The organism is Streptomyces geranii (genome assembly GCF_002954775.1).
Lineage (GTDB): Bacteria > Actinomycetota > Actinomycetes > Streptomycetales > Streptomycetaceae > Streptomyces > Streptomyces geranii.
The window spans coordinates 29,483-50,791 of record NZ_PJME01000052.1 but is presented as its reverse complement, the minus strand read 5'-3'; the positions used below and the strand labels follow the sequence as shown (position 1 = coordinate 50,791).

Annotated in this window: 15 protein-coding genes; 6 read left to right on the top strand and 9 right to left on the bottom strand. The window is 68.4% G+C overall.

Annotated elements, in window-relative coordinates; translation table 11 throughout:
* Positions 1 to 153: 153 nt before the first annotated feature.
* Positions 154 to 1,665: a depupylase/deamidase Dop gene (dop, locus tag CW359_RS37255; protein WP_408647567.1), complete on the bottom strand. Its 1,512-nt coding sequence runs from the start codon at positions 1,663 to 1,665 to the stop codon at positions 154 to 156.
* Positions 1,666 to 1,899: 234 nt separating this feature from the next.
* Entirely contained in the window at positions 1,900 to 3,666 is a 1,767-nt protein-coding gene (gene arc, locus CW359_RS37250; RefSeq protein WP_105974648.1) for a proteasome ATPase, read from the bottom strand.
* A gap of 253 nt (positions 3,667 to 3,919) precedes the next feature.
* Here arc and CW359_RS37240 point away from each other — a divergent pair, with 253 nt between their 5' ends.
* Complete coding sequence (locus tag CW359_RS37240) at positions 3,920 to 4,225, top strand: ferredoxin (protein ID WP_105974647.1); 306 nt, start codon at positions 3,920 to 3,922, stop codon at positions 4,223 to 4,225.
* Between the two features lie 98 nt (positions 4,226 to 4,323).
* Here CW359_RS37240 and CW359_RS37235 read toward each other — a convergent pair whose 3' ends face one another.
* From CW359_RS37235 to CW359_RS37225, 3 genes are all read right to left on the bottom strand, one after another.
* Positions 4,324 to 4,899: a hypothetical protein gene (locus tag CW359_RS37235; protein ID WP_105974646.1), complete on the bottom strand. Its 576-nt coding sequence runs from the start codon at positions 4,897 to 4,899 to the stop codon at positions 4,324 to 4,326.
* 194 nt (positions 4,900 to 5,093) lie between these two features.
* Positions 5,094 to 5,996: a tRNA (adenine-N1)-methyltransferase gene (locus tag CW359_RS37230; RefSeq protein ID WP_105974645.1), complete on the bottom strand. Its 903-nt coding sequence runs from the start codon at positions 5,994 to 5,996 to the stop codon at positions 5,094 to 5,096.
* 68 nt (positions 5,997 to 6,064) lie between these two features.
* Positions 6,065 to 7,582: a site-2 protease family protein gene (locus tag CW359_RS37225; protein ID WP_105974644.1), complete on the bottom strand. Its 1,518-nt coding sequence runs from the start codon at positions 7,580 to 7,582 to the stop codon at positions 6,065 to 6,067.
* A gap of 179 nt (positions 7,583 to 7,761) precedes the next feature.
* On the opposite strand from CW359_RS37225, the gene CW359_RS37220 reads away from it, so the two are divergent.
* Entirely contained in the window at positions 7,762 to 8,634 is an 873-nt protein-coding gene (locus tag CW359_RS37220) for a RecB family exonuclease (protein WP_232838771.1), read from the top strand.
* Between the two features lie 103 nt (positions 8,635 to 8,737).
* Positions 8,738 to 9,409 (top strand): response regulator, encoded by a 672-nt coding sequence (locus CW359_RS37215; RefSeq protein ID WP_105974642.1) that lies wholly within the window; start codon positions 8,738 to 8,740, stop codon positions 9,407 to 9,409.
* Between the two features lie 86 nt (positions 9,410 to 9,495).
* Here the strand turns inward: CW359_RS37215 and CW359_RS37210 are convergent, their stop codons facing one another.
* The 4 genes from CW359_RS37210 to metH all read right to left on the bottom strand — a co-directional run bounded on the left by CW359_RS37210 (position 9,496) and on the right by metH (position 17,515).
* The gene (locus tag CW359_RS37210; RefSeq protein WP_105974641.1) at positions 9,496 to 11,073 is read right to left on the bottom strand and encodes an ABC transporter substrate-binding protein; all 1,578 of its coding nucleotides are present in this window, start codon (positions 11,071 to 11,073) and stop codon (positions 9,496 to 9,498) included.
* Positions 11,074 to 11,158: 85 nt separating this feature from the next.
* Entirely contained in the window at positions 11,159 to 12,763 is a 1,605-nt protein-coding gene (locus CW359_RS37205) for an ABC transporter substrate-binding protein (RefSeq protein WP_105974640.1), read from the bottom strand.
* A 419-nt stretch (positions 12,764 to 13,182) separates the two neighbouring features.
* Entirely contained in the window at positions 13,183 to 13,884 is a 702-nt protein-coding gene (locus tag CW359_RS37200) for an HAD family hydrolase (RefSeq protein ID WP_105974639.1), read from the bottom strand.
* A 115-nt stretch (positions 13,885 to 13,999) separates the two neighbouring features.
* Positions 14,000 to 17,515, bottom strand: coding sequence for a methionine synthase (metH, locus tag CW359_RS37195; protein ID WP_105974638.1), 3,516 nt, complete (start codon positions 17,513 to 17,515; stop codon positions 14,000 to 14,002).
* Between the two features lie 307 nt (positions 17,516 to 17,822).
* On the opposite strand from metH, the gene CW359_RS37190 reads away from it, so the two are divergent.
* The 3 genes from CW359_RS37190 to glpK all read left to right on the top strand — a co-directional run bounded on the left by CW359_RS37190 (position 17,823) and on the right by glpK (position 21,308).
* Positions 17,823 to 18,587, top strand: coding sequence for an IclR family transcriptional regulator (locus tag CW359_RS37190; RefSeq protein ID WP_105974637.1), 765 nt, complete (start codon positions 17,823 to 17,825; stop codon positions 18,585 to 18,587).
* A gap of 279 nt (positions 18,588 to 18,866) precedes the next feature.
* A complete protein-coding gene (locus CW359_RS37185) occupies positions 18,867 to 19,652 on the top strand; it encodes an MIP/aquaporin family protein (RefSeq protein WP_105974636.1) in 786 nt (261 codons plus the stop codon).
* Positions 19,653 to 19,757: 105 nt separating this feature from the next.
* On the top strand, positions 19,758 to 21,308 hold the full coding sequence (gene glpK / locus CW359_RS37180; protein ID WP_105974635.1) for a glycerol kinase GlpK: 1,551 nt from the start codon (positions 19,758 to 19,760) through the stop codon (positions 21,306 to 21,308).
* Position 21,309: the final 1 nt, after the last annotated feature.

Below are 21,309 nucleotides of genomic sequence, written 5' to 3'. Positions count from 1 at the left end.
CCCTCACCCCGCTCGGTTCGACGTTCTTGATCAGACCCTACAAGCAGGGTCCGACATTGGCCCCGCTGTTGCCACAACGTCCGGGAACCACCTCGATGATTCCCGGACGCGACACTTTCCACCCTGCCCGGACGCCCCGGGCAGAACACCCGCTCAGCCGCCCGACAGGACCCTGACCAGGTCTTCTGCCGTTCGGCAGCGGTCCAGGAGCTCTTTCACGTGATTACGCGTTCCGCGAAGCGGCTCCAGGGTTGGGACACGCTGGAGCGAATCCCGGCCCGGCAGATCGAAGATCACCGAGTCCCAGGAGGCCGCCGCGACGTCGTCCGCGTACTGCTCCAGACAGCGTCCGCGGAAGTACGCGCGGGTGTCCTCCGGGGGCTTCGTGCGGGCCCGCTCGACCTCGTCCTCGTCCAGCAGGCGCTTGATGCGGCCACGGGCCACCAGGCGGTTGTAGAGGCCCTTCTCGGCCCTTACGTCCGCGTACTGGAGGTCGACCAGGTGCAGCCGGGCGGCGTCCCAGTCGAGGTCGTCCCGGCGGCGATAGCCTTCCATCAGTTCCCGCTTGGCGACCCAGTCCAGCTCGCCGGCCAGGCTCATCGGGTCGTTCTCCAGGCGGTTCAGGGTGTCTTCCCAGCGGGCCAGGACATCCACCGTCTGCTCGTCCGCGTCCGCGCCGTAGCGCTCCTCCACGTACTTGCGCGACAGCTCGAAGTACTCCATCTGGAGCTGCACCGCGGTCAGTGTGCGTCCGCTGCGGAGCGTGACCAGGCGCTTGAGTGTCGGGTCGTGGGAGACCTGGTGGAGGGTGCGGACCGGCTGGTCCACGGCCAGGTCGACCGCGATGAAGCCGTCCTCGATCATGGAGAGGACCAACGCGGTCGTGCCCAGCTTCAGGTACGTCGAGATTTCCGACAGGTTCGCGTCGCCGATGATCACGTGGAGGCGGCGGTACTTCTCGGCGTCGGAGTGGGGTTCGTCGCGCGTGTTGATGATCGGGCGCTTCAGCGTCGTCTCCAGGCCTACCTCGACCTCGAAGTAGTCCGCCCGCTGGCTCAGCTGGAAGCCGTGTTCGTGGCCGTCCTGGCCGATGCCGACGCGGCCGGCGCCTGTGACGACCTGGCGGGAGACGAAGAAGGGTGTCAGGTGGCGCACGATGTCCGAGAAGGGGGTTTCCCGCTTCATCAGGTAGTTCTCGTGCGTGCCGTAGGAGGCGCCCTTGTTGTCGGTGTTGTTCTTGTAGAGGTGGATCGGCTGGGCGCCGGGGAGCTGGGCGGCCCGTTCGGCGGCCTCGGCCATGATGCGTTCGCCGGCCTTGTCCCAGAGGACGGCGTCGCGGGGGTTGGTGACTTCGGGTGAGCTGTATTCGGGGTGTGCGTGGTCGACGTAGAGCCGTGCCCCGTTGGTGAGGATGACGTTGGCGAGGCCGATGTCCTCGTCGGTGAGCTGACTGGAGTCGGCGGACTCGCGGGCGAGGTCGAAGCCCCGTGCGTCCCGCAGCGGGTTCTCCTCCTCGAAGTCCCAGCGGGCCCTGCGGGCCCGGTGCATCGCCGCCGCGTAGGCGTTGACGATCTGGGACGAGGTGAGCATGGCATTGGCGTTGGGGTGGCCGGGGACGGAGATCCCGTACTCCGTCTCGATGCCCATTACTCGCCGTACGGTCATGCGGCCCTCCTTGCCCGGCGGTGTCCTCGGTCGGGGACGCCGCTCAAGTACCGCTGGCGCTCCGGTGCGTGTGCGGTGCCCGTCCCCGCACTGCGCGCCTCGGCGGTACGAAAGAGCCTAGAACGCCTTTGCGCTGGTGGGGAGATCATTTGCGTCATTGCCTTGCTCCGGCTGTGGCCTGAAAAACAGTTGGCTGCGGGTACCCGGTGAGGGCACCCGCAGCCACCCCGTTTTTTACAGGTATTGACCGGTGTTGGCCACCGTGTCGATGGAGCGTCCGGTGTCGGCGCCCTGCTTTCCGGTGATGAGCGTACGGATGTAGACGATCCGTTCGCCCTTCTTTCCGGAGATCCGGGCCCAGTCGTCGGGGTTGGTGGTGTTGGGGAGGTCCTCGTTCTCCTTGAACTCGTCCACGCATGCCTGGAGGAGGTGGGAGACTCGGATGCCCTTCTGCTTGTGGTCGAGGAAGTCCTTGATGGCCATCTTCTTGGCGCGGCCGACGATGTTCTCGATCATGGCGCCGGAGTTGAAGTCCTTGAAGTAGAGGACTTCCTTGTCACCGTTGGCGTAGGTGACCTCCAGGAAGCGGTTCTCCTCGGATTCCGTGTACATGTGCTCCACGGCGGTCTGGATCATGCTCTGGACCGTGGCGCCCTTGTCGCCGCCGTGCTCCCCCACGTCCTCGGGGTGCAGCGGGAGGCGGTCGGTGAGGTACTTCTGGAAGATGTCCTTGGCGGATTCGGCGTCCGGACGTTCGATCTTGATCTTCACGTCGAGGCGGCCGGGGCGCAGGATGGCGGGGTCGATCATGTCCTCGCGGTTGGAGGCGCCGATGACGACCACGTTCTGCAGGCCTTCCACGCCGTCGATCTCGGCGAGGAGCTGGGGGACGATGGTGTTCTCCACGTCCGAGCTGACGCCGGATCCGCGGGTGCGGAAGAGGGATTCCATCTCGTCGAAGAAGACGATGACGGGTGTGCCCTCGCTGGCCTTCTCACGAGCGCGCTGGAAGACGAGGCGGATCTGCCGCTCGGTCTCGCCGACGTACTTGTTGAGGAGTTCGGGGCCCTTGATGTTGAGGAAGAAGCTCTTGCCCTGGGCCTGGCCGGTGACTTCGGCGACCTTTTTGGCCAGCGAGTTGGCGACGGCCTTGGCGATGAGTGTCTTGCCGCATCCGGGGGGCCCGTACAGCAGGACGCCCTTGGGCGGCCTGAGTTCGTGCTCCTTGAAGAGGTCGGGGTGGAGATAGGGGAGTTCGACGGCGTCGCGGATCATCTCGATCTGGTTGCCCAGGCCGCCGATCTGCTCGTAGCCGATGTCGGGTACTTCTTCGAGGACGAGTTCCTCGACCTCGCTCTTCGGTACGACTTCGTAGACGTAGCCGGAGCGGGGTTCGAGCAGGAGGGCGTCGCCGGGGCGGATGACGACGTCCAGGAGGGGCTCTGCGAGCCGTACCACCCGTTCCTCGTCGGTGTGCCCCTGTACCAGGGCGCGTTCGCCGTCCTCGAGGATCTCCTTGAGGGTGACGATGTCGCCGACGCTCTCGTATTCCATGGCCTCGACCACGTTGAGAGCTTCGTTGAGCATCACTTCCTGGCCGCGTCGTAGCTCTTCGAGCTCGACGCTGGGGCTGACGTTCACGCGGAGTTTGCGGCCTCCGGTGAAGATGTCGGCCGTGCCGTCCTCGTTGGCGACCAGGAAGACACCGAAGCCGGCCGGGGGCTGTGCGAGCCGGTCGACTTCCTCCTTGAGGGCCACGATCTGGTCGCGGGCCTCGCGGAGTGTGTTGGCGAGCCGCTCGTTCTGTGCGGACACGCCGGCCAGGTTTGTCTGCAGCTCGACGATCCGCTCTTCGAGAATCCTCGTGTGTCGCGGAGAGTCGGCGAGCTTGCGCCGCAGGACGGCGATCTCCTGCTCAAGGTAGGCAATCTGCCCGGACGGGTCGTCGGACCCTCGTCCCGGGCGGATGCCGCGGTTCATGTCGTCGTCGTGGGCTGCCACGGTCCTCACCTCCTCCAAGGGGAGCTGGACGCTTCCAGACCCTACCTGGGTGGGTGTCGATTGAAACCCCTAGATCACAAAGACTGTCGGGGTGTGTCCGATCTTCACCCTTGCGCTCTCCCTCACGCCAGGGGAATACCCACAGAACATGATTGGGAAGCGGCCGGAGGTAGGGTCGAAGTGTTCAACACCCGTCAGAGCTGGGCCGACTTGCCGTCGGATTGTCTTGCTCGGGACAGAAACGGCAGGAGATATGACCGTGCAGGAGGAGGCCGGGACCGGCGGTGAGGCGTTGGAGGTCTGGATCGATCAGGACCTGTGTACGGGTGACGGGATCTGTGTCCAGTACGCGCCTGAGGTGTTCGAGCTGGACATCGACGGGCTCGCGTACGTGAAGAGCCCGGCGGACGAGTTGTTGCAGGCCCCGGGGGCTACGACGCCGGTTCCGCTGCCGTTGCTGACCGATGTGGTGGACTCCGCGAAGGAGTGTCCGGGCGACTGTATTCATGTACGTCGAGTTTCGGACAGGGTCGAGGTTTTCGGACCGGACGCGGAGTGATCGTCCGACCACCGCACGCCACCGTCGGCCGATATGCGTAATGCCCTTGTCTGATTTCTCACACGGTGTTCACCGTACGTTTGTTCCCTTGCGGCCCGTTACGCGCTCTGTGCGCCGGCGGGTGTCGAGCGCAGGAACGCGCCGTTCTTCCACTGCCACTTGGCGCGCTCGGTGACGTCCGGGCAGCACCTGGGTACGTCGAGGGACGAGTAGCCGAGGAGGGTGGCCGTGACGGCGCCGTCGCTCACGGTGAGGTCGGTGACGGTACGGCGGTCCTTGGGGTCGACGAGCGTCGCGACGAGGCGGGGCTCATTGGCGTCGGCGGCCTGGGTGAGGACGTAGACGCCGTTGGGCGGGGTGCCGGAGCCGGCGTCGCAGCGGACGGAGACGACCGTTTCGGGTCTGCCGTCGCCGTCGAGGTCTCCGGTGGCCTTGTTCTGGACGAGGACCGGGAGGGGGCCGCACTGGAGCGGGAAGTCGACGCCGGTGGGGTCGGGGGGTGCGACGGCCGCGGCGGGTTTTCCGGCGGGTCCGGCGGCCTGGGCCGCGGTGGCGGAGTCCGGCTGGAGGGCCGAGGAGAGGGCGACGACTCCGGCGAGGGCGGTGGCCGTGGCGAGCCAGTGGATGGGGCGGGTGTGCGTGTGGGCCAGTTCCGGGACGGCGGAGTGCTGCACTCGGAGTGTCTCCCGTGGAGGGCTGTGCCGGTGGGGTGTCCCGCATAGTGCCACACGTCACAGTGCGGGGGAACGGCGGGGTGTGCGGTGGTCGCTGTCCGTGCCGATGCCCTGGTGACGTCAACCGGGAAGCAGTGTGGCCGAGTTCCCGGTGTGTTGCGGGAACTCGGCCACGGTGGTCGTGCGTTGTGCGGTCAGCGAGCCTGGCCGCCGTCGGCGTTGGGGCCGGTGTAGTCGTCGCCGTAGGAGCCCTTGGAGGGGCGGCGGCGGCGCATGGGGGGCTCGACGCCGTCGGCGAGGCGGCGGGCGGTGAGCAGGAAGCCGGTGTGGCCGATCATGCGGTGGTCGGGGCGGACGGCGAGGCCTTCGATGTGCCAGTTGCGGACCATCGACTCCCAGGCGCTCGGCTCGTTGAAGCAGCCGATCTCGCGGATGGACTCGACGGTCCTGGCGAGCTGGGTGGTGGTCGCGACGTAGCAGCAGACGATGCCACCGGGGACGAGTGCCTTGGAGACGGCCTCCAGGCACTCCCAGGGGGCGAGCATGTCGAGGACGACGCGGTCGACCTCGGTGTCGCTGAGGTTGTCCTGGAGGTCGCCGACGGTGAGCTGCCAGGCGGGGTGCGGGCCGCCGAAGTAGCGCTCCACGTTCTGCTGGGCGATCTCGGCGAAGTCCTCGCGGCGCTCGTAGGAGTGCAGCATGCCCTGGTCGCCGATGGCGCGCAGCAGGAAGCTGCTGAGGGAGCCGGAGCCCACCCCGGCTTCGACGACGCGGGCGCCGGGGAAGATGTCGGCGAAGGCGAGGATCTGCCCCGCGTCCTTGGGGTAGACCACGGCGGCGCCGCGGGGCATGGACAGGACGTAGTCGGGGAGCAGGGGGCGCAGCGCGAGGTAGGCGACGTTTCCGGTGGTGCGGACAACGCTGCCCTCGGGTGCGCCGATCAGCTCGTCGTGCGGGAAGGAACCCTTGTGGGTGTGGAAGTTCTTTCCGGCTTCGAGCGTGAACGTGTAGTGGCGGCCCTTGGGGTCGGTCAGCTGAACCTGGTCCCCGACCTTGAAGGGCCCGCGCCTGCGGGCGGCACCGGTCGGTTCGGACATGTGAACAGCCTACTGGTGTTGGCGGGGGCCGCCGACCACGGGGAGCCGGTTGTACGAGGAGCCCGTTGTCAGGAGGGGCGGGCCATCGCCTTGACGAAGGCGCGCTCCACGTCGGCGGCGGAGAGGACTCCGTAGATCTCGCCGGACTCCTCCACGACCAGGTATTCGGTGGCGGGGGTGGCGCGCAGGGCGTCGAGGAGTTCCTCGCCGGAGAGTTCGGCGGAGACGCGCATGCCGTCGGTGAGGTCCTGGGCGAGGCCGCTGACGGCGACCCAGGGGCGGCGGTGTTCCGGTACGCCGACGATGGCGGCCTCGCGGACCAGGGAGAGGGGTTCTCCGTCGGGGTCGACGACGACCAGGGCGCGGGCGCCTGCGTCGTTGGCGCGGCGCAGGGCCTCGGAGAGGGGGGTGTTGGTCTCGACGGGGACGGCGCGGCGGGTGAGGTTGCGGGCGCGGAGTTCCGGGAGGTGTTCGCGCAGGCGGGCCATGCGGAGGCTGTTGCCCGCGCCGGTCCAGATGATCGCGGCGAGGATGGCGGCGAGCAGGGCGTCGGTGACGGTGTCCATGCCGACGCTGTCCTCGGCGCCGGAGCCGAGGGCGCCGGACTGGGTGAGCAGCGGGAGTCCGATGAGGACGGAGACGGCGAGGGCGCGGCCGACCCAGGCGGCGGCGATCGTACCGCTCATGGGTTTGCCGGTGATCTTCCAGACGACGGCGCGGAGCATGCGTCCGCCGTCGAGGGGCAGGCCGGGCAGGAGGTTGAAGGCGGCGACGATGAGGTTGGAGATCATCAGGCCGGCCAGCAGGACGCCGGGGACGGTGCCGGCTTCGACGGTCTGGAGGGCGAGGTAGAAGACGCCCGCGAGGACCAGGGAGAGGAGCGGGCCGACGAAGGCGAGGACGAATTCGCGGCCGGGGGTCTCGGACTCCTTCTCGATCTCGGAGACGCCGCCGAAGAACTGGAGCTGGATGCGGCGTACCGGGAGTTTGTAGCGGAGGGCGGCGACGGTGTGGGCGAGTTCGTGGACGAGGACGGAGGCGTAGAAGGCGACGGCGAAGAAGAGGGCGACGAGGTAGCGCAGGGCGCCGAGTTCGGGCAGTACGCGGTCGAGCTGGCCGCCGAAGACCCAGGTGATGAGGGCGGCGACGAGGAACCAGCTGGGGGCGACGTAGACGGGTACGCCGAAGGGGCGTCCCATGAGGAGGCCGCCGCCGGGTTCCTTGTCGGGTTTGCGGGGGGCGCGGGACTTGCCCAGGCGGGGGGTGGAGCGGGTGGTTCCGCCGGTTGCGCCGTAGGCGTCCGCGGGCTCGGTGGGGTCCGCGGGCCGGTCGGCCGGTTTCGTGGGCTCGGCGGGCTCCGTCGGCTCGGTCGCCTTCGGCTCTTCGGGGGTGTTCTGTTTCGCGCGTTCCGCCGGTTTCGACGACTCGGGCTGCTTCGGGGGTTCCGGGGTGCGGGGGTTTGCGGTCTCCGCGAGTCGTGTGTCGGTGGTCGCGGGGTCGGTGGCCGGGGTCGTGCTCCCGGTGTGGCGGTCGGTCGACTGGTCGTTGCCGGAGCGCGGCTGCCCGCTCCCGCCGCTCTCGTCCACTGTGTCCCCTTGTCGGATGCGTCTCCCTTTTCCGCTCCGGGGCGGAAGGGCCTCGGGTCGATGGTATGCGGCCGTCGTGGGGTGTTACGCCCCGGCACCCCCTGTGTTCGCCGGGCTGTCGCGGTGGGGCCGTGGCGGCGGGTGGGTCACTGTCAGTGGCGGGCCGTAAGGTCGTCGTCATGGAAATCAGCACCGAGGGCGCCGTCGAGTCCGTCTCGCCGGTCGTGCTGCCCTCCGCGCCGTCGTCGCTGTCGCCGTCCCGGGCGAGCGACTTCATGCAGTGCCCGTTGCTGTACCGGTTCCGGGTGATCGACCGGCTGCCGGAGAAGCCGAGCGAGGCGGCGACGAGAGGCACTTTGGTGCACGCGGTGCTTGAGCGGCTGTTCGACGCCCCGGCTGCGGAGCGGACGGCGCCGCGGGCGAAGTCGCTGATCCCGGGTCAGTGGGACCGGCTGCGGGAGTCGCGGCCGGAGGTGGTGGAGCTGTTCGCGGACGATCCGGAGGGCGAGCGGCTGGCGCGCTGGCTGGGTGAGGCAGAGCAACTGGTGGAGCGCTGGTTCGGGCTGGAGGATCCGACGCGTCTCGAGCCGGCCGAGCGGGAGCTGTTCGTCGAGGCGGAGCTGGATTCGGGGCTGCGGCTGCGCGGGATCATCGACCGGGTCGATGTGGCGCCGTCGGGTGAGGTGCGGATCGTCGACTACAAGACGGGGAAGGCGCCGCGTCCGGAGTACTCGGAGGGGGCGCTGTTCCAGATGAAGTTCTACGCGCTGGTGGTCTGGCGGCTGAAGAACGTGGTGCCTCGGCGGTTGCAGCTGGTGTATCTCGGCAGTGGGGATGTGGTGACGTACGACCCTGTGGTGGCCGATCTTGAGCGGGTGGAGCGGAAGCTGCACGCGTTGTGGGAGGCGATTCGGGAGGCTACGGAGACGGGGGTTTGGCGGCCCCGGCCCACCAAGTTGTGCGGGTGGTGTGATCATCAGGCTGTTTGTCCGGAGTTCGGGGGGACTCCCCCGCCCTATCCGTTGCCGGTGCGGGTGGCTCCGCCGGGCTGAGCGCGCCCCGCGGCGGAGCCGCAAATGGACACAGCCCCGCGCCCCTTTCGGGGCGCGTTGGTGCACAGGGCAGAATAAGGATGGGCTAGCGAAGGAGATCTACGTGGCCGTCCGCGTTCTACTGGTCGACGACCAGCCGCTGCTGCGTACCGGGTTCCGGATGATTCTGGAGGCCGAGCAGGACATCGCGGTCGTCGGCGAGGCCGGAGACGGGCTTCAGGCGATCGATCAGGTGCGGGCACTGCAGCCCGATGTGGTGCTGATGGACATCCGGATGCCGCGGATGGACGGGGTGGAGGCGACCCGGCAGATCACCGGTCCTGGGCGGGACGGGCCGGCGAAGGTGCTGGTGCTGACGACCTTCGATCTCGACGAGTACGTGGTGGAGGCGTTGCGGGCCGGTGCCAGTGGCTTCCTGCTGAAGGACGCGCCGGCGAACGAGCTGGTGCAGGCGATCCGGGTGGTCGCCGCGGGTGAGGCGATGCTCGCGCCGAGCATCACGCGCCGGCTGCTGGACAAGTACGCGGGGCATCTGCCGTCGGGCGACGAGCCCGTGCCGGACACGCTGCACACGCTGACCGAGCGTGAGGTGGAGGTGCTGAAGCTGGTGGCGCGGGGGCTGTCGAACGCGGAGATCGCCGCCGATCTGTTCGTCAGCGAGACGACCGTGAAGACGCATGTCGGGCATGTGCTGACCAAGCTGGGGCTGCGCGACCGGGTGCAGGCGGCGGTGTACGCGTACGAGAGCGGGCTGGTGCGTCCCGGCGCGCAGTGACCGGCCCGACGGGTCCGTACGACGACGAGGGCGCCGCTTCCGATTCAGGAAGCGGCGCCCTCGTCGTCGTATGAAGGACCGATCGGTCAGCCCTTGTTGATCTCCCAGAAGCGGAAGACGGTCGAGGCGTCGAGGCAGTACTCCAGGCCGTAGACGTTGTCGCGGGTCACGGCGTACTGCTTGGCCTGCCAGACGGGGAGGAGGGGGACCTCCTGGGCGACGATGTCCTGGAGTTCGGCGAAGGTCGCGTCGGTGGCGGTGCGGTCGCTCTCGGCGGCGGTGCCGGGGATGAGCGTGCCGGTGATGGTGCTGTTGGTGTAGTTGTTGCCGAGGACGTTGCCCTCGCCGAAGAAGGGGGCGGTGAAGTTGTCGGCGTCGGGGTAGTCCGGCACCCAGCCCTTGACGTAGACGCCGTACTTGCCGGCCTCGATGTCCTTCTCGTACTGGGCGAAGGGGACGGACTTGACGGTCGCCTCGAAGAGGCCGCTGGCGTTGAGCTGCTTGGCGATGGCCGCGAACTCGTCGTCGGTGGCGGGGCCGTAGCGGGACGGGGTCGACCAGAGGGTCAGCTTGACCTTCTCGGTGATGCCGTCGGCCTGGAGGGCCTGCTGGGCCTTGGCCTTGGAGGGGCGGGCGCCGTAGGTGTCGAAGAAGGCGGTGTTGTGGCCGGCTATGCCCGCGGGGACGATCGAGTAGAGGGGGGTCGCGGTGTCGTCGTAGACCTCGTTGACCAGGGCCTCGCGGTCGAGGAGGTAGGCGATGGCCTTGCGGACGCCGAGCTTTCCGGCGATGGGGTCGTTCATGTTGAAGACGAGGTGCTGGACCTCGGCGCTGGTGCCCTCGACGATGTCGATGTCCTTGTCGCCGCTGTTCTCGATGTCGGCGATGTCGCCGGCCTTGAGGCCGCGGTAGGCGATGTCGATGTCGTCGTCGAGGAGGGCGTTCTTCAGTTTGGTCTGGTCGCCGTGGAAGAACTTGAGGGTGACGCCGGAGTTCTTGACGTCGGCGGTGCCCTTGTAGTTCGGGTTGACGGAGAAGACCGCGCTGTCGTCGCCGAACGAGTCGAGCTTGTAGGGGCCGGAGCCGACGGCCTCGCCGTCCTTGCGCAGGCCGTCCTCGTCGTAGCTGCGGTGGTCGACGATCGAGCCGGCGCCGGAGGCGATCTTGCTGGGGAAGGTGGCGTCGGGCACCTTGAGGTTGAAGACGACGGTCTTGTCGTCGGGGGTGTCCACCGATTCGAGCATCGGGAACATGATCGCGGGACCGGCGTCGTCGTTGATCTTCAGCATGCGGTCGAAGGAGAACTTGACGTCCTCCGAGGTGAGCGAGTCGCCGTTGCTGAACTTCAGGCCGTCGCGCAGGGTGCACTTGAACACCTTGGTCTGCGCGTCGCTGAAGGCGCACTCCTTGGCGGCCTCGGGCTGCGGCTCGGTACCTCCGTTGGGGAAGCTGAGCAGCGACTGGAAGACGTTGTTGAACAACAGCCAGGAGCCGGGGTCGTAGCCGGAGGCGGGGTCGGTGGCCAGGACGTCGTCGGACATCCCCATCACCACGGTGGAGCCGTCGGCCCCCGAGTCGCCGTTCTCCGAGCCGCAGCCGGTCAGGAGGCCGGAGGCCAGCCCCGCCACGATGGGCAGGACCGGCCACTGGTTGCGCAGGTTCACGTGGATGTGCCTTGTCGTCGGGTCTTGGGTACCCGGGACCGTCCCAGCCCCGGGTCGGGATTCATGCGTCGGACGGGTGTGCCGGTCAGTTGCTCACACCGCGGCCGAGCTCCCAGAGCTGAAGGGTCGAGGAGGAGTTGAGGGCCCACTCGGCGCCGGTGATGCCGTCGCGCGCGGCGATGTACTGATTGCCCTGCCACAGAGGCAGTACGGGTACGTCGTCGGCGACGATGTCCTGGATGTCCGTGAGGCTGCTGGAGGCGGTGAGGCGGTCTGCCTCGCGGCGGGACTCCGGGATCAGGGTGGTGCGGATCCTGCTGTTGGCGTACGGCAGGTTGAGGAAGTTGTCCTTGTCGAGGAACGGGGCGAGGTAGTTGTCGGCGTCGGGGAAGTCGGGGAACCAGCCCATGCCGTACACGTCGTAGTCGCCCTCCTTCTCGGCCGGGCGGAAGGTGGCCCAGGGGGCGCCCTTGATGCTGACGCTGAACAACCCGCTCGCGTTGAGCTGCCGTTGCAGTTCCTCGAACTCCTGCTTGGTGGCCGAGCCGTAGTGGTCGGTCGTGTAGTGCAGGGTCAGTTTCACCGGGGTGGTGATTCCGGCGTTCTCCATCAGGGTTTTGGCCTTGATGTCGCTGGGTTCGCCGTACTTGTTGAAGAAGGAGTTCGAGTGGCCGGTGATGGTGGCCGGGACCAGTGAGTAGAGCGGCTGGGCCTCGTCGCCGTAGACCTTCGCGACGAGTTCGGCGCGGTTGATGATCTGGGCCATCGCCTGGCGGACGGCTTTGGTCTCCACCGTCGGGGCGTCGGTGTTGAAGGCGAGGTAGCGGATTTCGAGGCCGGGCATCTGTACGAGGTCGATGTCGCCGGTGGAGTCCTCGTCGAGCTTTCTGATCTGCTCGGGGGACATCGAGCGGGTCATCAGGTCGATGTCGCCCTTGGAGAGCGCGCTGCCCATGGTGGCGGCGTCGGGGAAGGAGCGCAGATCGACCTTGTCGTTCTTCGGCTTCAACTGCCCCTGGTAGTGGGGGTTCTTGGTGAAGACGGCGTCGACGAGCTCGTCGTTCTTGACCTCGGCGTGCAGGGTGTACGGGCCGGAGCCGTCGACGTCGAAGCCGTCGCGCAGCTTGTCCTTCTCGTAGTCGTCCGGGTTGACGATGCCGGCGACCGGGGTGGACAGCTTGAACGGGAAGGTGGCGTCGGCGGTCTTGAGGTGGAAGATGACCTCGCGGTCGCCCTGGGTCTCGACGGTGTCGATGGTGGACAGCAGGGCGAACACCCCACTGTCGGCTTGGATCCGCAGGGCGCGGTCGATGGAGAACTTCACATCGGAGGCGGTGACGGTGTCACCGTTGGAGAACTTGAGGTCCTTGCGCAGGGTGCAGGCGTAGCGCTCGTTGCCGGTGTCGGTGAAGCCGCACTTCTCGGCGGCCTCGGGGACCGGGTCGCCGTCGCCGCGCGGCTGGACCATGAGGGTCTGCACGGTCTGGCGCAGGATGTTCCAGGTGCCGACGTCGTAGGCGTACGCCGGATCGATCGGCGCCGGGGCCTCCTTCGTGGCGGTGAACCGGTCCGTGGTGCCGACGACGATCGCGTCGCCGCCGCTGCCCCCGCTGCCGGTCCCGCCGCAGGCGGCGACCAGCGGGGCGAGCAGGCCGGTGAGCACCGGCAGCACCAAAGTCTTGCGGTTCATGCTGGGGTTTCTCCAGGCTGTCGATCCCAGGGGCCCGGCATGCGTGGGGTGGTGCGCGCGGGTTCGGGATTACGGCGATGTTCTCGCAACGAGGTTAGTCCGGACCGCAGAGGGGCCCACAGGCAGCCGGAGTTGGGGGCCCATCACGCTGCGGAACCGGGTGTGGACGCACCGAAAAACCGGCGATGGAAGGATTCCGCGCAGGGTCTCCCCAATCGGGACACATGGGCTTCGCCCAAGGCCCCGAAAGGGGTGCGTGTACACAGCATGTGTGCAGTGTCGAGGGCCTGCCGGGTGGCGAAACTCACACGCTTTCACCAAGAGTGCGCCGGTGAATTCCGCCGCACATTTCTCATGTGATGGCCCGGTTGTTCATCCGCGCGTTTCCCGCTTTTGATCAGGCACGCTCGGTAAACGGTTCAGCGCATTTCCGTCATCAGCCCGCGCAGAAAGGGCAGGTCGACTTCTTCGAGTGAGGTCACGATCGTGCGGCGGGCGCCGGGGGCGATGGGCGCGACCGACGGTACGGCGACGACATGGCAGCCGGCGGCCTCGGCGGCGGCGACGCCGGTCGCGGTGTCCTCGACGACGGCGCATCTGGCGGGGTCGGCGCCGAGTCGGGCGGCGGCGATCAGATAGGGGTCGGGGAACGGCTTCGTACGCTCGACCTCGTCGCCCGCGATGCTCAGGGCGAAGTGCTGCGGGCCGAGCGAGGCCAGGACGCGGTCGATGATGCGGCGGTGCGAGGCGGAGACGAGGGCGGTCGGGATCTCGTGCGCGGAGAGTTCGGCGAGGAGGCGGGCGGCGCCCGGCATCAGGGGCAGGGCGCGGCCGATGCGGTCCTCGAAGCCGTCGTTGAGCAGGACCGACAGTTCGGGGAGGGTGATGTCGGCGCCGGTGGCCTCGATGAGGAAGCCGGCGCTGCGGGTCATGGGGCCGCCGACGACGACGTGCCGCCAGGAGTCGTCGAGGGCGTGGCCGAGACCGGCGAAGATCTCGACCTCGACGTCCCACCAGAAGCCCTCGGTGTCCACCAGGGTGCCGTCCATGTCGAGGAGTACGGCCTGCAGTGCTGAGCCTTCGGCCGTACGGGTTCCGAGCGCGGGGACCGTGCTGGTCATCCTGGCGCACCTCCTTGAGGGACGATCAGGCCGGTTGCCCCTGAGTGCACAGAGGGCAACCGGCCTGCGATGGACCGACCAGTGTACGTCTTGTCCGATCAGCGCGCTGTGTGACCTAGCGCGCGTTGAAGTACTTCGCCTCGGGGTGGTGGATGACGATGGCGTCGGTGGACTGTTCGGGGTGGAGCTGGAACTCCTCGGAGAGGTGGACGCCGATGCGCTCGGGCTGGAGGAGGTCGGCGATCTTGGCGCGGTCCTCCAGGTCGGGGCAGGCGCCGTAGCCGAGGGAGAAGCGGGCGCCCCGGTACTTGAGGGCGAACATGTCCTCGACGTCGGCGGGGTCCTCACCGGCGAAGCCCAGTTCGGAGCGGACGCGGGCGTGCCAGTACTCGGCGAGGGCCTCCGCCAACTGGACGGAGAGGCCGTGCAGTTCGAGGTAGTCGCGGTAGGCGTTCGCCTCGAAGAGCTTGGCGGTCTCCTCGCCGATGCGGTTGCCGACGGTGACGATCTGCAGGCCGACGACGTCGATCTCGCCGGACTCCTCCGGGCGGAAGAAGTCGGCCAGGCAGAGCCTGCGGCCTCGGCGCTGGCGCGGGAAGGTGAAGCGGGTGCGTTCGTTGCCCTGGTCGTCGAGGAGGATCAGGTCGTCGTCCTTGGAGACGCACGGGAAGTAGCCGTAGACGACGGCCGCCTCCAGCAGGGACTCCGTCTGGAGCTTGTCGAGGAGGCCGCGCAGCCGGGGGCGGCCCTCGGTCTCGGCCAGTTCCTCGTAGGTCGGCCCGTCGCCCGCGCGGGCCTGCTTGAGGCCCCACTGGCCCTTGAAGAGGGCGCCCTCGTCGAGCCAGCTCGCGTACTCCTTGAGCTGGATGCCCTTGATGACGCGGGTGCCCTGGAAGGGCGGGGTGGGAATGGGGTTGTCGACGGCGACGTCGGAGCGGACGTGGCCCTCCTCGGGGCGCTCCTCGACCTGTACGGCGGTGGCGGCGGCGCGGACGCGGCGCTGCTTCAGCTCGGGGAGCTTGGCGCCGGGGACGCCCCGCTTGACGCCGATCAGGGCGTCCATCAGGCGCAGGCCCTCGAAGGCGTCGCGCGCGTAGCGGACCTCGCCCTCGTAGATCTCGTGGAGGTCCTGCTCGACGTACGCCCTGGTCAGGGCGGCGCCGCCGAGGATGACCGGGTAGTCGGCGGCCAGCTTGCGCTGGTTCAGCTCCTGGAGGTTCTCCTTCATGATCACGGTCGACTTCACGAGGAGGCCGGACATGCCGATGACGTCGGCCCGGTGCTCCTGCGCGGCTTCGAGGATCGCGGAGACCGGCTGCTTGATGCCGATGTTGACGACGTTGTAGCCGTTGTTGGTGAGGATGATGTCGACGAGGTTCTTGCCGATGTCGTGGACGTCGCCGCGGACGGTGGCGAGGACGATCGTGCCCTTGCCCTCGTCGTCGGTCTTCTCCATGTGCGGTTCGAGGAAGGCGACGGCCGTCTTCATGACCTCGGCGGACTGGAGGACGAACGGCAGCTGCATCTGGCCGGAGCCGAAGAGTTCGCCGACGACCTTCATGCCCTCCAGGAGGGTGTCGTTGACGATGTCGAGGGCGGGGCGGGTCTCGAGGGCCTCGTCGAGGTCGGCCTCCAGGCCGTTCTTCTCACCGTCGATGATGCGGCGCTGGAGCCGCTCGTCCAGGGGCAGCGCGGCCAGTTCCTCGGCCTTGCCCGCCTTGAGGGACTTGGTGGTGGCGCCCTCGAACAGGGCCATCAGCTTCTGCAGCGGGTCGTAGCCCTCGGCTCGCCGGTCGTAGACCAGGTCGAGGGCGGTGGTGACCTCCTCCTCGCTGAAGCGGGCGATGGGCAGGATCTTCGAGGCGTGCACGATCGCCGAGTCGAGGCCGGCCTTGACGCACTCGTCGAGGAAGACCGAGTTGAGCAGCATGCGGGCGGCCGGGTTGAGGCCGAAGGAGATGTTGGAGAGGCCGAGGGTGGTCTGGACGTCCGGGTGGCGGCGCTTCAGCTCGCGGATCGCCTCGATCGTCGCGATGCCGTCCTTGCGGGACTCCTCCTGACCGGTGCAGATGGTGAAGGTCAGGGTGTCGATGAGGATGTCCGACTCGTGGATGCCCCAGTTGCCGGTGAGGTCGTCGATCAGCCGTTCGGCGATGGCGACCTTGTGCTCCGGGGTACGGGCCTGGCCCTCCTCGTCGATGGTCAGCGCGATCAGCGCGGCGCCGTGCTCCTGCGCCAGCTTGGTGACCTTGGCGAAGCGGGACTCGGGGCCGTCGCCGTCCTCGTAGTTGACCGAGTTGATGACCGCGCGCCCGCCGAGCTTCTCCAGGCCCGCCTGGAGGACCTCGACCTCGGTGGAGTCCAGGACGAGGGGCAGCGTGGACGCGGTGGCGAAGCGGCCGGCCAGCTCCTGCATGTCGGCGACGCCGTCGCGGCCGACGTAGTCCACGCAGAGGTCTAGCATGTGCGCGCCCTCGCGGATCTGGTCGCGGGCCATCTCGACACAGTCGTCCCAGCGGGCCTCCAGCATGGCCTCGCGGAACTTCTTCGACCCGTTGGCGTTGGTGCGCTCGCCGATCGCCATGTAGGCGGTGTCCTGGCGGAACGGGACGGTCTGGTAGAGGGAGGCGGCGCCGGGTTCGGGCTGCGGGTCACGCTCGACGGGGGTCGCGCCCCGCACCTGCTCCACGAGCTTCCGCAGGTGCTCCGGGGTCGTCCCGCAGCAGCCGCCGACCAGGTTCAGGCCGTAGTCCCGTACGAAGGTGTCCTGGGCGTCGGCCAGGCCCTCGGGGTCGAGCGGGAAGTGGGCGCCGTCCTTGGTGAGGATGGGCAGACCGGCGTTGGGCATGCAGAGCAGCGGGGTGCGGGAGTGCCGGGAGAGGTAGCGCAGGTGTTCGCTCATCTCGGCGGGGCCGGTCGAGCAGTTCAGGCCGATCATGTCGATGCCGAGCGGTTCGAGCGCGGTCAGCGCGGCGCCGATCTCCGAGCCGAGGAGCATCGTGCCGGTGGTCTCGAAGGCCATCGAGACCAGCAGAGGCACGTCGTGGCCGGTGGCCTCCATGGCGCGGCGGGCGCCCAGGATCGACGACTTCGTCTGGAGGAGGTCCTGCGTGGTCTCCACGATCAGGGCGTCGGCGCCGCCCGCGAGCAGGCCCTCGGCGTTCGCCTGGAAGCCGTCGCGGAGGGTGCCGTAGTCGATGTGGCCGAGGGACGGCAGCTTGGTGCCGGGGCCGATCGAGCCGAGGACCCAGCGCTGGCGGCCGTCGCGGGCACCGAACTCGTCGGCGGTCTCGCGGGCGATCCGGGCACCGGACTCGGAGAGTTCGTAGACGCGGTCGGCGATGTCGTACTCGGACGCCGCCGTGTGGTTGGCACCGAAGGTGTTCGTCTCGACGCAGTCGACGCCCACGGCGAAGTACGCCTCGTGGACGGAGCGGACGATGTCGGGGCGGGTGACGTTCAGAATCTCGTTGCAGCCCTCGAGATTCTCGAAGTCCTCCAGCGTCGGGTCCTGCGCCTGCAGCATGGTGCCCATGGCACCGTCGGCCACCACCACGCGGGTGGCGAGTGCGTCCCTGAGGGCGGACACACGGGTCCTGATGTCGGCGGAAGGGTCGGGCGACGAGGCCATGAAAGGGCTCCCTGGAGTGCGACGGCTGTCGGCTTTGCGTCTTCCCTGGGAAGGCGCACGCCGCAAGGGTAGCCCGGTGCGGGGCCGTATGGTCAGGGCGTCCACGGGACGGACGTACGTGGCGGGCGTGTCGTTGACGCGGGCGGCGGATCGTATACGCGGCAACCACCCGGATGTACGCGGGATGTAACAGGTGATGACCGGGCATTGGCGGACGGTCGACATCGACCGGTAGTGTTCGACATTGCCGAACGGCGGCAGCGAACGCCGGTTGCTGGCGGTCGAAGGGGACGGAGGCAGGACGGCGATGGCACGGAACATCCAGTCGCTCGAACGGGCGGCGGCGATGCTGCGGCTCCTCGGGGGCGGCGAGCGTCGGCTCGGCCTCTCGGACATCGCCTCGTCCCTCGGCCTCGCCAAGGGCACCGCCCACGGCATCCTGCGCACCCTCCAGCAGGAGGGCTTCGTCGAGCAGGAGCCCGCCTCCGGGCGCTATCAGCTGGGCGCCGAACTGCTGCGCCTGGGGACCACCTATCTGGACGTCCACGAGCTGCGCGCGCGTGCCCTGGTGTGGACCGACGACCTGGCCCGCTCCAGCGGCGAGAGCGTCCATCTGGGCGTGCTGCACCAGCGCGGCGTGCTGATCGTGCACCACGTGTTCCGCCCCGACGACAGCAGGCAGGTGCTGGAGGTCGGGGCCATGCAGCCGCTGCACTCCACGGCCCTGGGCAAGGTCCTGTCGGCCTTCGACCCGGTCGCGCACAGCGAGGTCCTGGAGGCCGAGCGCAAGTCGTTCACCGACCGGACGATCAGCGACCTGGAGGGCTTCGAGGGCGTCCTGGACCTGACCCGCGCGCGCGGGTACGCGGCCGACGTCGAGGAGACCTGGGAAGGCGTCGCGTCGATCGCCGCCCCCATCCACGACCGGCGGCGGATGCCGGTCGGCGCGGTCGGTGTCACCGGTGCCGTGGAACGGCTGTGCCGGGACGGTGAGCTGCGCCCGGAGCTGATCGCGGCGGTGCGGGACTGCGCCCGCGCCGTGTCCCGGGATCTGGGAGCCGCGCGCTTCTGATTTTTCGGTGAGGAAGTCGGTGCGGCGGAGGGGCCGGGACGCGTGCAGCGTCCCGGCCCCTCCGCCGTTTCCGCTGCTCCCGCCCAAGATCGATAGCTCACAGCAATCAATAACGATCGTGTTTTCGATAACAGAGCCCTTGACGTGCACGTAACCCCGGAGCAAGACTCCCGTCCATCGGTCGACATTGTCGAACACCGACCGGCAATAGGCGTTAGAGTGTGACAACGCCAAGGGCCGGCAGCTCTTCCCCTGGAACGAAGGACAAAGGAGTCGCGGGTGTCCAGCTCCGACATCTTCATCGGCGAGACCATCGGTACCGCCATACTCATCCTGCTCGGCGGCGGCGTCTGTGCCGCCGTCACGCTGAAGGCCTCCAAGGCACGCAACGCCGGCTGGCTCGCCATCACCTTCGGGTGGGGTTTCGCCGTACTGACGGCCGTCTACACCTCGGCGCCCCTCTCCGGCGCCCACCTCAACCCGGCCGTGACCCTCGCGCTCGCGCTCAAGAAGGACGGCATCCCCTGGAGCGACGTCCCGATCTACTGGGGCGGGCAGCTGCTCGGCGCCATGATCGGTGCGGCGCTGGTCTGGGTGGCCTACTACGGCCAGTTCCTCGCCCACCTGACCGACAAGGAAATCGTCGGCACTCCGGCCAAGAAGGCCGTCGAGGCACAGGAGAAGGGCGCCGGGCCGGTCCTGGGCATCTTCTCCACCGGCCCCGAGATCCGCGTCCCCTGGCAGAACATCGCCACGGAGGTCATCGGCACGGTCGTACTGGTGCTCGCCGTCCTCACCCAGGGCCTCAACGGCGACGGCAAGGGTCTCGGCACCCTCGGCGCCCTGATCACCGCCCTCGTCGTCGTCTCCATCGGTCTGTCCCTCGGTGGTCCGACCGGCTACGCGATCAACCCGGCCCGTGACCTCGGTCCGCGTATCGTGCACGCCCTCCTGCCCCTGCCCAACAAGGGCGGCTCCGACTGGGGCTACGCCTGGATCCCGGTGGCCGGTCCGCTGATCGGCGGCGCCATCGCTGCGGGCATCTACAACGTCGCCTTTGCTTAGAGCAGTCTTGGATCGGTCCCGGACCAGTCCCGGACCGACCAGAACAGCCTTGAGCGACAACGCCGTAAGCCAGCCCCTTACCCACGGACCTCTCAGGAGCACACAGTGACCGACGACGCGCACACCGCCGGACCGTTCATCGCCGCGATCGACCAGGGCACCACCTCCAGCCGCTGTATCGTCTTCGACCGCGACGGACGCATCGTCTCCGTCGACCAGAAGGAGCACGAGCAGATCTTCCCGAAGCCGGGCTGGGTCGAGCACGACGCCAACGAGATCTGGACCAACGTCCAGGAAGTCGTCGCCGGAGCCATCCAGAAGGCCGGCATCACCCGGGACGACATCAAGGCCATCGGCATCACCAACCAGCGTGAGACCACGCTGCTGTGGGACAAGAACACCGGTGAGCCCGTCCACAACGCCATCGTCTGGCAGGACACCCGTACCGACACGCTCTGCAAGGAGCTGGGCCGCAATGTCGGGCAGGATCGTTTCCGCCGCGAGACCGGCCTGCCGCTGGCCTCGTACTTCGCCGGCCCCAAGGCCCGCTGGCTGCTCGACAACGTCGAGGGGCTGCGCGAGCGCGCCGAGGCCGGGGACATCCTCTTCGGCACCATGGACACCTGGGTCATCTGGAACCTGACGGGCGGTGTCGACGGCGGCAAGCACTACACCGACGTCACCAACGCCTCCCGCACCATGCTGATGAACCTGCACACGCTGGAGTGGGACCCGAAGATCGCCGAGTCGATCGGCGTCCCGCTGTCGATGCTCCCGGAGATCCGCTCCTCCGCCGAGGTCTACGGCGAGGTCACGGGTGGCCCGCTGGGCGAGCTGCTCGGCGGCATCCCGGTCGCCTCCGCGCTCGGCGACCAGCAGGCGGCCCTGTTCGGCCAGACCTGTTTCGCCGAGGGCGAGGCCAAGTCGACGTACGGCACCGGCACGTTCATGCTGATGAACACCGGCGACAAAATCATCAACTCGTACTCCGGCCTGCTCACCACGGTCGGCTACCGCATCGGGAACGACGCCCCGGTCTACGCCCTGGAGGGCTCGATCGCGGTCACCGGTTCGCTGGTGCAGTGGATGCGCGACCAGATGGGCCTCATCTCCACCGCCGCCGAGATCGAGACGCTCGCCTCCTCGGTCGAGGACAACGGCGGCGCCTACTTCGTACCGGCCTTCTCCGGCCTCTTCGCCCCGTACTGGCGCTCCGACGCCCGCGGTGTGATCGCCGGCCTCACCCGGTACGTCACCAAGGCGCACCTCGCGCGCGCCGTCCTGGAGGCGACCGCCTGGCAGACCCGTGAGATCACGGACGCCATGACCAAGGACTCCGGCGTCGAGCTGGCGGCCCTCAAGGTCGACGGCGGCATGACCTCCAACAACCTGCTGATGCAGACCCTCTCGGACTTCCTGGACGCCCCCGTGGTCCGTCCCATGGTCGCCGAGACGACCTGCCTCGGTGCCGCCTACGCCGCCGGTCTCGCCGTCGGCTTCTGGACCAACACCGACGACCTGCGCGCCAACTGGCGCCGGGCCGCCGAATGGACCCCCAACATGGACGCGGAGAAGCGCGACCGTGAGTACAAGAGCTGGCTCAAGGCCGTCGAGCGGTCCATGGGCTGGCTCGAAGACAGCTCTGTCGAGGAGTAAG

Bases quoted from the DNA above. Each gene is read 5' to 3' on its own strand.
- dop (WP_408647567.1), bottom strand. From the start codon at position 1,665: ATGACCGTACGGCGAGTAATGGGCATCGAGACGGAGTACGGGATCTCC.
- CW359_RS37240 (WP_105974647.1), top strand. From the start codon at position 3,920: ATGACCGTGCAGGAGGAGGCCGGGACCGGCGGTGAGGCGTTGGAGGTC.
- CW359_RS37230 (WP_105974645.1), bottom strand. From the start codon at position 5,996: ATGTCCGAACCGACCGGTGCCGCCCGCAGGCGCGGGCCCTTCAAGGTC.
- CW359_RS37220 (WP_232838771.1), top strand. From the start codon at position 7,762: ATGGAAATCAGCACCGAGGGCGCCGTCGAGTCCGTCTCGCCGGTCGTG.
- CW359_RS37205 (WP_105974640.1), bottom strand. From the start codon at position 12,763: ATGAACCGCAAGACTTTGGTGCTGCCGGTGCTCACCGGCCTGCTCGCC.
- CW359_RS37200 (WP_105974639.1), bottom strand. From the start codon at position 13,884: ATGACCAGCACGGTCCCCGCGCTCGGAACCCGTACGGCCGAAGGCTCA.
- metH (WP_105974638.1), bottom strand. From the start codon at position 17,515: ATGGCCTCGTCGCCCGACCCTTCCGCCGACATCAGGACCCGTGTGTCC.
- CW359_RS37190 (WP_105974637.1), top strand. From the start codon at position 17,823: ATGGCACGGAACATCCAGTCGCTCGAACGGGCGGCGGCGATGCTGCGG.